The sequence below is a fragment of the Mucilaginibacter sp. UYP27 genome (assembly GCF_040547175.1).
Classification (GTDB): domain Bacteria; phylum Bacteroidota; class Bacteroidia; order Sphingobacteriales; family Sphingobacteriaceae; genus Mucilaginibacter.
Genome location: NZ_JBEPPE010000014.1, coordinates 61,512 through 70,791, shown reverse-complemented (window position 1 = coordinate 70,791; position 9,280 = coordinate 61,512). Strand labels below are relative to the sequence as shown.

The following is a 9,280-nucleotide window of genomic DNA, read 5'->3' as shown; positions in this document are numbered from 1 at the left end:
GGCCTTTTGAACACTGGCCTAATACCCTGCCATGGGTATATTTACTATGCTGCCGCTACGTGCGCACCTTTAACCCTGAACAATTCCACCTGATCGATCCGCTTAAAGAAAATACCCTGGGTTAAAAGGATATAATCAGCGGTTACCTGATACTTAAAACTCCGGATGTATAACAAACGATACCAGGCAAAACCGCAAACCACCAGGCTGAACACAATAAAATAAGGGGACAGCCACCAGGCTAGTAAAAGAAATATAATGGCCAGCGTAAGGAGCGGAAAGGCTTTCAGGAATGCGAACAGCATTGCCGGCCTTAATAGAATTTCAGCGTTCTGCGTCATGTTTTAGTTGATCTAAAAAGGTTAATGAATGAACCGGTTTGCCGGTCCGGAAACGGGGGCGAATAGAGAAGGCCTCCTGGAAAGTATGCAAGGACACCTGCTCCTGGCCGAAAACTTTCAGGCAGTCACGGCTATAAATGTGAATTTCCGTATCGTTATAAAGTATGTGGATCGGGATGTTTTTAATAGCTGCTGTTAATTTGATATCGGTAATATGCCCGATCAGGTCTTTTCCGAATACGAGCGTAACTTTCCGACCAGGAAAATTGCGCCTGAGCCAATCCCCTTGTTCTAAGTGCAGCCTGTTGCCGATAGCCACAAATGCCAGGTGCTCCAGCCGTGGAAAACGATGGCGGTTAAGCGTGATAAACGCCATCGCTTCCATAACTGAATAAGTAATGATCAAATTTGCGGCATTTTTCAGCCCTGCAAACCAAAGGTTTTGGGTCGAGGGAACAATATGGAAACCAGCATCATAATGTTCACACTGATCGCCATAATCAAAGGTCAGATCGTCAGCATATATGTTAAAAAAGGCCTGGACTTCCATCGGAATTCCAAGGCCTGTTAATATGCGGTTCATCGGTACTACCTTCCCTTTCTGGGTTGGGACCGTTCAAACTCGTGCGGTTTAAACCCATGTTGGTTCTCAATATCCTTGATCGCCTGATAATAACCGGGGCTCAATTTTTCAGCAGCCTTTTGGTCACGTTTCTGGTTGAATAAAGCATTCAGCCCTTTAAATATCATATAGGATAAGCCGCCATCCATCAGGATGGATGCCACCAGCGCCAGTTTGTTGGAGCGGATGCCATGCTTGTCTGTGGCCGAATAGCTGAAGCGGGTGCCGTCGGGTATTTGCACTTCCTTGCCCTTGCGGTAATTCTCTTTTTGAGCCTGGGTCAGGAATTCATTATTGACCATATCGGGGGCAAGGATCTTCTCCGTATCCGAAACGATAAACTCCTTTGTTTCCGGATCGTACTCAACCAGCATTTCCTTTTTAGTGCCATGGTTATCGAGGGCAATCCGCAGCACGCTGCCCACTTCACCTTTTTGCAGTTGCCGTGCTTCATTATTGGTCAGCAGATCGGGGATTTCTGCATCCCGGTAAATTGGATGGATTAAAAGGTCAAGCTGGCCCTTTTCATTTGGTTTTAAGGATATCTTGGCATTGATAGATTTGATCTTGATATTTTCGGCTTCCAGGTCATGCAATTCCATTAAACCTGTGCGGCGACCTGAAAGCAAGGCTTTCAGGTCATCGACATTTAACAGGAGCTGACCGCCTGTGGCCAGCCCTATAGTCTCCAGGTCCTTGACCGGGAGATCATTTTCGTGAAACTTTATCGGGTCCATGTTAACGGCCTATTTTATGTTGCTGACCCTGTTCCTCAGACTGGCCCTGTTCTTCCTCCAGTACCATTTCCGGTTCACGCGGGTTGGTTTTAGCTTCTAACAGGGATTTATAAAGGCCGTAGTCGGGTTTTAATACCTTGCGGGTACCTTCGGCATCTTCCACTTTGATACTTTTCGTTTTGTAGGTTTCGAGTACCTTGTAGGTCGTGTCCATGTAAGCGATTTCATCGCCCTTTTTAAAACCTACCGCTTCCGGTGCCTGCTTTTGCTCCCGCTTTTGACTGGTACCTAATAAAAGGTTGGCAATTTTTTGCGCATCCCTGGTCGCTTTGGCAATTTCAAAGGGTTCATCCTTTAAGATCTTTGCAAAGTTGCTCATATAGGCAGCCTGCTGACCGAAATTATGGCCGATCTTCAGTTCACCGCCGATCAGAATCCCCGCGATCGCGGCACGCATTTCCTCCCGGGCGTAATCCAGCGATCCAAATTTACCTTCCATCGGGCGGTTGAGGCGGCTTTCATGGCCTGACCAGTGTGCTAGCTGATGAACGGCGGCCTGAAGGTATTTAGTCTCGTTCTCAAAATGCTCCGGCTCGGGCATGATAATAGCGTCCCGGACCTTATCATAGTAGGCCTCCTGGCCGCCGTGAATGATCACCGCCTTACTGTCGTCGATGAGTTTTGCAGCCCGCTCGTTTGGGGACAGCGTTTGCCCCTCTTCTTGTTTGGCCAAAAACTCTTCCAATGGCTGTATGTCCTTTAATTGGCTGCCATTGAACAGGAATGCCTGGCTGCGCTGAGGTTTTTCGAATTCTACAGTTTTGGTTTGGGTAACTCCTGCATCATTTTTGATCACCTTACCTTCAGCGGTACGGATGGCCTGGATGTCGCTGGTCTTTGGAAACTCGATCATGGTACCTTTTTCGTCCTTTTTCACCCAATTGCCTGCATAACGCGCCGCATCAGCAGACATCCAGCGTGGATCGTCATGGCGTTGCATACCGAGGATCAGCGAATTCATGGCGCTGTAGCCTTTGCCGGTAGTTGGATTGATTGGTTTAACAAAGGCAGGCATGCCGTTTTCTTTAACCGGTTTTTGAAACAGGGAATTACCCTCTTTGATTTCAGCGATCAGCTTGTCTGAAAGCTGGATCGGCAGTGCTTTGAAAGTTTTGCTCATTTTCTTGTTTTTTTAGCAGTTCGTATAAAAATTTAATTGGATTGATGTATTGATGCCTGTAGCAGATGCTGAAATGCAGGTGCTCGCCGGTCACGTGCCCGGTAGCTCCGGTGATGCCGATAGGCTCACCAGCAGTTACGCTATCGGTGGTTAGTACAAAAACTTGGCTGAGGTGGCCGTATATGGATTCAACCGCTCCATGAGCCAGCCGGATGTTGATGCCCAGGCTATGATCATAGCCGGTGTATTTGACAAAACCATTCAGGATCGCATAAACGGTATCGTGGCGGGCTTTAAGGTCAACACCCGCATGCATGGCGTATTTGCCGGTCAGCGGGTGGACACGGTAACCGTATTCAGAATTTATTTTAAGGTGTTTGAGGGGCAGGCAGACCAGGCAGAAGCTGATCAGTATTTTCATCGGCTATAAGATTTCTCCAATTCCTGTTTTTGAGCAGGGCTTATTGAATCCAACACTTTGTCCTGTAAGGTGGGATGATCGATGGCAATAGCTAAAGCAGAGAACAGAGCCTGCGAGGTGCCCCTGTCCTGCAAAAGCATGATCTTATACATGGCCTTAAAATCATCGAGCGGCATAGATGAGCCATTATTGGTCAGGTCATTGAAGATCTCCTGCTTATCCTTAAGCATCATGACCTGCGCGGAAGGGTAAAAAGCTTCCCCGCCCTCGGGGAACCTTACGTAATTCTCCGTTTCAGACCTGGCATAGGTTAACACGCCGATCTGCCCTCGTTTTGCATCAGGGTCATTTTCCAGATCCGGCTTTACCAAAACGAGTGTGCCGGCTAAATTTTGATTTTCCATAATATTGAATTGTTTAAGATATTACCTGCCGATTTTTCGGCTTTGGTCGAGGTCGATGGCCTCATTCAACCGGATCGTTGCCTCGCGATGGAGTTCCGGGTCGTCCTGTATAAGTATATAGGCCTTTTTCAGCTGTTCGGGTGATCCCGATTCTTGCAGCAAAGCCAATGTTTGCAGATTTTGAGCCACGGGCGGCCACTGCACGGATTTGTATTTTTGCGCCAGTTCCTTCAATTCTTGCGTAGCTTTCAGGACAAATAGTGTTTTTGCGCTAAAGGGATCTACTTCCTCGTCCTCAAATCCCACCCATATTTTATCATCTGCAAAGTCCGTCAGTTCTATGATGCCGATCTTACCGGCGTGGTCAGAAGTCCAGAGCACCGGACTGACCATGACCATGAGGCCCATTGTTTCTTCCTGTTTCATGTTCATTGCTTTAAATATTTGTTAGATTTTGTAGGTGCCCGGTAAACTGGTAAGAGTTTACCTTTTCATGCCCCTTGCTTGATCAATTCCAAGAAACTGGTCTAATCCTATGGTTACCGCATCGTGAATGCTACCGTTCTTTTTAACCAGTTCCATCGCGGTACGGATATGTTTTTGTGTTCCATGATCCAGTAATAGGGCAATGTTCTTCAGGTCCTTAAAATCATCCACGGATAAGCTCAGCGCATGTTGGTGCATAAAATCATAGATGTCACCCGGCTCTTTGAAGGTTAGCAGGGCGTCGGCACCATAAAAGCCGACCTGGTGGTCATCAAAACCTACATAAAATTCATCCGTGTTCAGTATCGCTGCGGTTATAAAACCGATCTCACCCTGTTTCTGGACCGGGTCATCTTTCAGATCAGGGTGTACCAATAGCAAATGGGGTAACTGTACTTCATCAGGCTCTTTCATTTCTTCATTGTGGCTTTAATGGGTGTAGCGGGCGGTGGCGGCTTGAATGCCAAAACCATTTCCTGTATTTCCTGGCTGATGTGGTTAAAATTCTGCCGGAGTTTTTCGTCCAGTTTCCCGCCGAAATCATAAAAGGATGGCAGGGGTTTATAATTTTGTTCCTCCCGCTTAATGGCTTCCATATCGAGGTTGATCCGACAGTTAATGGCAGAAGTTTCAAATTGCCCGGTAAACTTTTCCTGTGCATCGGCGGCGATCACGCCAACCATTTCGCCCGAATTGAGTGAGGCTATTTTCCCTGCCGGGATCAAGGCTTCCAGTTTCTCGGAATAAGTGCCGAAGGCTGAGGGAGAGAGGAACGAACGAGTGAATTATGCCGTAGTCTTTTGCAAACCCAACAACATTTCCGGGCTTGATTTTAGCTGTGCTTTTTACCCGTTTCGCCTGAAAAAATGATTGATATCATAAAAAATGCCATTGGAGCCGCAGGCGATAAAGTTCCCCAATAACCTCAAGGATCGTAATAATTGAATATCCAACGATGGCTAACATCATGACTGAAGCAATACCATTCCCTGTTCCGCAAGAGGGATAGCAGCGGCATCTTGCGAAGCAGATATAGCGCATAGCCCGGCCCAGAGGGCTTGCTATAAAATCTTTTTTGGTCGGGGCTATACTTTACAATGCCGAACAGTAATGCTCATATTTAATATAAGCGGAGCTTTTGCTTTTATTGAATACAGAAAAAAAGTAAAAGCTATCTCTGACATTTGTAATGAAAAAAAATAAGGACCAGAGCTATAATGTAATGAGCAATGCCGTTATGTAGGATCACGGATTCATGAATTTCATCAATAAATCGTGTAATCCATAGAACACTTCTTTAATAACGCTGAATGCTCATCGTTTGCTATAATTTAAATAGTCGCGATACATCAAATGCACTCAAAAAGAATATAAATATAAAAAAACGGAGAGAATCCCATACCTGTATAATTAAAAAAAATAAAGAAGTTGAAAGAGGGTTTTAATTGTAAACAATATGATTTGAGTACAGTCTTAGAATCCTAGCCACTCATAGCTTCTATCTCAATTTGTGGCAGATGTTCATCATGTGTTGAAAAGTTGCCACGTTAACGGTTGTTGAAAATTTTCAACGCCCTCGTCAACCACAACAACAAAATGTAAATCTTAGGTAATAAACCAGTTCAGTGCTCATAGCCGATTAATTTGTATAGACCCAATCGTTAGTTCATGCGTTGCATCCAATTCTGGTACTCAGATGTAAAGCAGGTCACGGCTCCGGCTGACGGCGAGATAAATACACGGCGCTGTCCAGTATTTAAATTGGGGTTAACAAAAAGCTTAGGATGGGGCATGAAATTCTCACGAATCGTATGATTCGCCTAAATTCATAAGGGTTTCACATTTACTGTATTTAAGCAGGCCAAAGAACAGGATTTTCACCGGCTCAATTAACAGTAGGCCTGCATTCACCGGGCTATACGGCCGCAATCAACGAGTAATCGGTGTCAGACTATTATTCTGGCTATGCAGAGCTGTAAACAAAGCTTGGCCGGGAACGGCGGTTGGCCTGCAGTAACGAGGGTAAAATTCAAAACACTTATCGCGCCTAAGGGTGTGCTGGTTGTCGGCGGCCCTGAACAGGTGGCAAAATAATTACTGCGCCATAGCGAGGCTTTGAACGGCGTTAAATTTTGACCGTTCAAATGAAAAATGCAGGCCTTACCCACGCGCAATCGAGACGCTCCATCAAGTTGATCGGATTAAAGCAATTCCAATGCTTAAAAGGAAATAAGCTTACCTTATTTGTATTTGTTATTCCTTCCGTTAATTATTAATTCATCAGCGCAAGTTGTTAAAGTTGCGGCAGGTAACTCGGATCATTTATTGAGATTTCAATGCAGATTGGTCGCCATCCATTATTAATGATCGTTTTGCTGGTGGCAATTGCCCCCGTAGAGATTAATTCTCATTGACATATATCAAGGTTTTTTTATGTCTTAGGTCAACACGGGCTGGGGAACGTTTATGAATATTTGTAATAAATAACAAAAAATATGAAAACACAAACAGATTCAGAAAATGAAAAAGTAATTCGTGAACTATATCGCCGCGCGGAAGTTCAGGACAGTAAAGGCTTTGCCGAATTATTTACCGAGGACGGCTATTTTTGGGATGTATCAGCCGGTGTGAAATACTACGGCGATGAGATTCGTAACACAGTAGACATTTATGCAAAAGCGTTCCCGGATATGCATCGCGAGCTACATGAAATTTACCTTCGAAATGAAGAAAATGTGGTCATTGTAGAATTGGCACTGCAAGGTACCAACAAAGGCCCTTTGCAATTGCCTGCGGGAACGATTGCGGCAACAAATAACAAGATTGACGCGCCTTGCTGTGATGTTTTCCATCTGGAAAATGGCAAAGTAAAATCCTTCCACTGTTACACGGCCGCAACTGTATTGCTGGGTCAACTCGGTGTTCTCGCAAACCTGAGCGTAGCAATGCAATAATATTATCAAGGATTATGGATAGGCAACTTTTACTATCCATAATCCTTGATTAATCTGACAGTTTGTTTCTTTCCTATGATAACATTAGGGCCGGATTTACCGACTATAAAAACTTACTTTACTTACGATACTATCGAAAACAAACTCTTTTATAGGTTTATTTAAAAAACGGTCGTTATCGACACGGTAATTTCTAAAATCAGTCCATGGTCGCTAATGAACTCTATTGTTCTTTAAGTTTTTTTAATGAGTCTTGTTATCAGCCTCATATCCAATGATGGGTTACTTGTGGTTTATAGATTTGCGGCAATCTACAATTGTTATTAGCGATGCTGATTAATAATGTTTTTCATTCCTGTATTTAAAACTGATTAAATGTGGTCATCCGCCGTTCTGCTGCTTAAAGCATATTTAATGGCGTTGGTTAAAGCCTTCTTTGAGATCGGGCGCAATAGACGGGTCTGTTACACGTCCAATTCTGCGAGATCCATAGTAATATCAACTGTATTACTATACTGAGACCGTTGCAGAGAAAAAACATATAAAATATTGTTATATAGGTAATTATATATTTTTTTGTATATTTAGTCATGCAAAAGAATACTCAACAACTGAGTTTTTCGGCACTGTTTATATCCAAACGAAAACTAAAGAGCGAATTTTTCGACCAGATGAATCTATTGTTAGATTGGGCGGCTATAGATATAGAGATCCGGAAACATTATAACAAAGGGTTTAGTGTAGCTGGCCGCTCCTCGTATAGCGGTTTGCTATTATTTAAGATGGGCCTGTTACAAACGTGGTATGGTTTGAGCGATTACGAAGTTGAAGAGAAGGTCAACGACTCGTTAAGCTTTATGAAATTCGTGGGCTTGACCCTTGAATACGATGTCCCAGATCATTACGTATTGAGCAGGTTCAGAACAGAGCTAACTCAAAAAGGTGCCTATGAAAAGCTGATGGAACAAATTAATATAGCAGCAGCATTAGTATTAATATCAGGGGTAACCGCATTTTCGTTAACCCTAAGTGAAAATAAAACTGAATAGGCCAAAATAAAAGCAGAGAGCACAAATTTTGTTATTAAAGATGCTGCAATAAGGCCAAAATTTGATATAGCAACGGCTGATTGATAGGCAACTGGCATAAAAAATGCCCCGATATTGTACACCGGGGCATTAGGATAATTCATTAAGTACGGTTATAAAGTGGGCTTTGGCGAAGATTTAAATTTTTCGCAATTATCCAACTTGTAATTTATAGTGTAATCAGCATTTTTATCCAATTGCTCGCGGCCGGTACTGGTATTTAATTTAAGAGGTTTTTGGGAGAGCTGTTGAGCCGCTAACTTAAATTCAACAGCTATGGTATCTTGCATACCTTCTTGCATAAAGCTCCAAACAGCATTTATCGTATTGCCTTTTATAGTTCCCAATAAAGTGCCTTTACGGCTGTCTTTTTCTTTCGGAATCCATCTCATATCGCCGCTAACCTTATTCCCGTTTATCACCAGGTGAATTGCGGTGGTATCCTGCGCGCTTGTGCCATCGGTACGTGTAAAACAATACTCCATGTTTTGCGACGGGGTGTTTAGCTTTGCAGCGTTAGAGGTATCCTCGCTACTCGCGGTCATAGTTGTATCGGCACTTTTGTTTCCGCTGCCTGAGCATGCTGCAAAGGCCATGGCAAAAATCAATATCGCTGATTTGGTAATATTTTGTAAATTGTTCATGCTGTATAGTACAATTACAGTCGTACAAAGTTTTGGCATAATACTGTGACCCAAGGTTTCCTTCAAATAATCGATAAGGTCATAGATATAAATGAATTTTATCGCTAAAAGATTGTCAATCTGGTAAAGTTTTAGATGGATTAGGGATTGCATGAATCCATTGCTGGCTTTTGTGGGTCAATTCCTTAGCAACCAAATCTTTGGTATTGTGAAGTTTTGAGTTCAGTAATCTAATGACAAATATGTAGGTTATTCTTTAAACGATGATGGATCTCTTGTAAATGTCGTACCCTTTCCGATTATCATCGGTAATTCAGTGATTATTATAAATTTGGTCAGTTGTCATGCTGTTGTGAACGGTTTGTCCAACAGCGCGCGCAGCAAGCAGGTTATATCGAATACT

At 43.4% G+C, this 9,280-nt stretch carries 12 protein-coding genes; 2 read left to right on the top strand and 10 right to left on the bottom strand.

The annotated features are described in order from the left end of the window. Window positions 1-44: 44 nt before the first annotated feature. Genes ABIB39_RS21940 through ABIB39_RS21900 form a run of 9 tightly spaced genes read right to left on the bottom strand, consistent with a single transcriptional unit; the run spans window position 45 to window position 4,916 of the window. The gene (locus ABIB39_RS21940) at window positions 45-341 is read right to left on the bottom strand and encodes a PH domain-containing protein (RefSeq protein ID WP_354432328.1); all 297 of its coding nucleotides are present in this window, start codon (window positions 339-341) and stop codon (window positions 45-47) included. Next, complete coding sequence (locus ABIB39_RS21935) at window positions 325-924, bottom strand: hypothetical protein (RefSeq protein ID WP_354432327.1); 600 nt, start codon at window positions 922-924, stop codon at window positions 325-327. The genes ABIB39_RS21940 and ABIB39_RS21935 overlap by 17 nt, the downstream gene beginning before the upstream one ends. A 5-nt stretch (window positions 925-929) precedes the next feature. Beyond that, entirely contained in the window at window positions 930-1,700 is a 771-nt protein-coding gene (locus tag ABIB39_RS21930; protein WP_354432326.1) for a DUF4099 domain-containing protein, read from the bottom strand. A 1-nt stretch (window position 1,701) separates the two neighbouring features. Beyond that, complete coding sequence (locus ABIB39_RS21925) at window positions 1,702-2,880, bottom strand: zincin-like metallopeptidase domain-containing protein (RefSeq protein ID WP_354432325.1); 1,179 nt, start codon at window positions 2,878-2,880, stop codon at window positions 1,702-1,704. Beyond that, the gene (locus tag ABIB39_RS21920) at window positions 2,825-3,301 is read right to left on the bottom strand and encodes a M23 family metallopeptidase (protein WP_354432323.1); all 477 of its coding nucleotides are present in this window, start codon (window positions 3,299-3,301) and stop codon (window positions 2,825-2,827) included. Before ABIB39_RS21920 ends, ABIB39_RS21925 begins: the two co-directional genes overlap by 56 nt. Further along, the gene (locus ABIB39_RS21915) at window positions 3,298-3,705 is read right to left on the bottom strand and encodes a hypothetical protein (RefSeq protein ID WP_354432322.1); all 408 of its coding nucleotides are present in this window, start codon (window positions 3,703-3,705) and stop codon (window positions 3,298-3,300) included. The genes ABIB39_RS21920 and ABIB39_RS21915 overlap by 4 nt, the downstream gene beginning before the upstream one ends. A 21-nt stretch (window positions 3,706-3,726) precedes the next feature. Further along, window positions 3,727-4,131 (bottom strand): hypothetical protein, encoded by a 405-nt coding sequence (locus ABIB39_RS21910; protein WP_354432321.1) that lies wholly within the window; start codon window positions 4,129-4,131, stop codon window positions 3,727-3,729. 57 nt (window positions 4,132-4,188) lie between these two features. Beyond that, window positions 4,189-4,605, bottom strand: a complete 417-nt coding sequence (locus ABIB39_RS21905) for a hypothetical protein (RefSeq protein WP_354432320.1) — start codon at window positions 4,603-4,605, stop codon at window positions 4,189-4,191. Then, on the bottom strand, window positions 4,602-4,916 hold the full coding sequence (locus tag ABIB39_RS21900) for a hypothetical protein (RefSeq protein WP_354432319.1): 315 nt from the start codon (window positions 4,914-4,916) through the stop codon (window positions 4,602-4,604). The genes ABIB39_RS21905 and ABIB39_RS21900 overlap by 4 nt, the downstream gene beginning before the upstream one ends. A 1,770-nt stretch (window positions 4,917-6,686) precedes the next feature. Between ABIB39_RS21900 and ABIB39_RS21895 the strand changes: the two genes are divergently transcribed. Further along, on the top strand, window positions 6,687-7,145 hold the full coding sequence (locus ABIB39_RS21895) for a nuclear transport factor 2 family protein (protein ID WP_354432318.1): 459 nt from the start codon (window positions 6,687-6,689) through the stop codon (window positions 7,143-7,145). Window positions 7,146-7,735: 590 nt separating this feature from the next. Beyond that, window positions 7,736-8,194: a transposase gene (locus ABIB39_RS21890; RefSeq protein WP_354432317.1), complete on the top strand. Its 459-nt coding sequence runs from the start codon at window positions 7,736-7,738 to the stop codon at window positions 8,192-8,194. Between the two features lie 152 nt (window positions 8,195-8,346). Here the strand turns inward: ABIB39_RS21890 and ABIB39_RS21885 are convergent, their stop codons facing one another. Further along, window positions 8,347-8,877: a hypothetical protein gene (locus tag ABIB39_RS21885; protein ID WP_354432316.1), complete on the bottom strand. Its 531-nt coding sequence runs from the start codon at window positions 8,875-8,877 to the stop codon at window positions 8,347-8,349. Window positions 8,878-9,280: the final 403 nt, after the last annotated feature.

Coding starts and splice junctions, on each gene's coding strand:
- ABIB39_RS21895 (WP_354432318.1), top strand. CDS start 6,687: ATGAAAACACAAACAGATTCAGAAAATGAAAAAGTAATTCGTGAACTA.
- ABIB39_RS21910 (WP_354432321.1), bottom strand. CDS start 4,131: ATGAAACAGGAAGAAACAATGGGCCTCATGGTCATGGTCAGTCCGGTG.
- ABIB39_RS21885 (WP_354432316.1), bottom strand. CDS start 8,877: ATGAACAATTTACAAAATATTACCAAATCAGCGATATTGATTTTTGCC.
- ABIB39_RS21930 (WP_354432326.1), bottom strand. CDS start 1,700: ATGGACCCGATAAAGTTTCACGAAAATGATCTCCCGGTCAAGGACCTG.
- ABIB39_RS21925 (WP_354432325.1), bottom strand. CDS start 2,880: ATGAGCAAAACTTTCAAAGCACTGCCGATCCAGCTTTCAGACAAGCTG.
- ABIB39_RS21940 (WP_354432328.1), bottom strand. CDS start 341: ATGACGCAGAACGCTGAAATTCTATTAAGGCCGGCAATGCTGTTCGCA.
- ABIB39_RS21915 (WP_354432322.1), bottom strand. CDS start 3,705: ATGGAAAATCAAAATTTAGCCGGCACACTCGTTTTGGTAAAGCCGGAT.
- ABIB39_RS21935 (WP_354432327.1), bottom strand. CDS start 924: ATGAACCGCATATTAACAGGCCTTGGAATTCCGATGGAAGTCCAGGCC.
- ABIB39_RS21905 (WP_354432320.1), bottom strand. CDS start 4,605: ATGAAAGAGCCTGATGAAGTACAGTTACCCCATTTGCTATTGGTACAC.
- ABIB39_RS21890 (WP_354432317.1), top strand. CDS start 7,736: ATGCAAAAGAATACTCAACAACTGAGTTTTTCGGCACTGTTTATATCC.
- ABIB39_RS21920 (WP_354432323.1), bottom strand. CDS start 3,301: ATGAAAATACTGATCAGCTTCTGCCTGGTCTGCCTGCCCCTCAAACAC.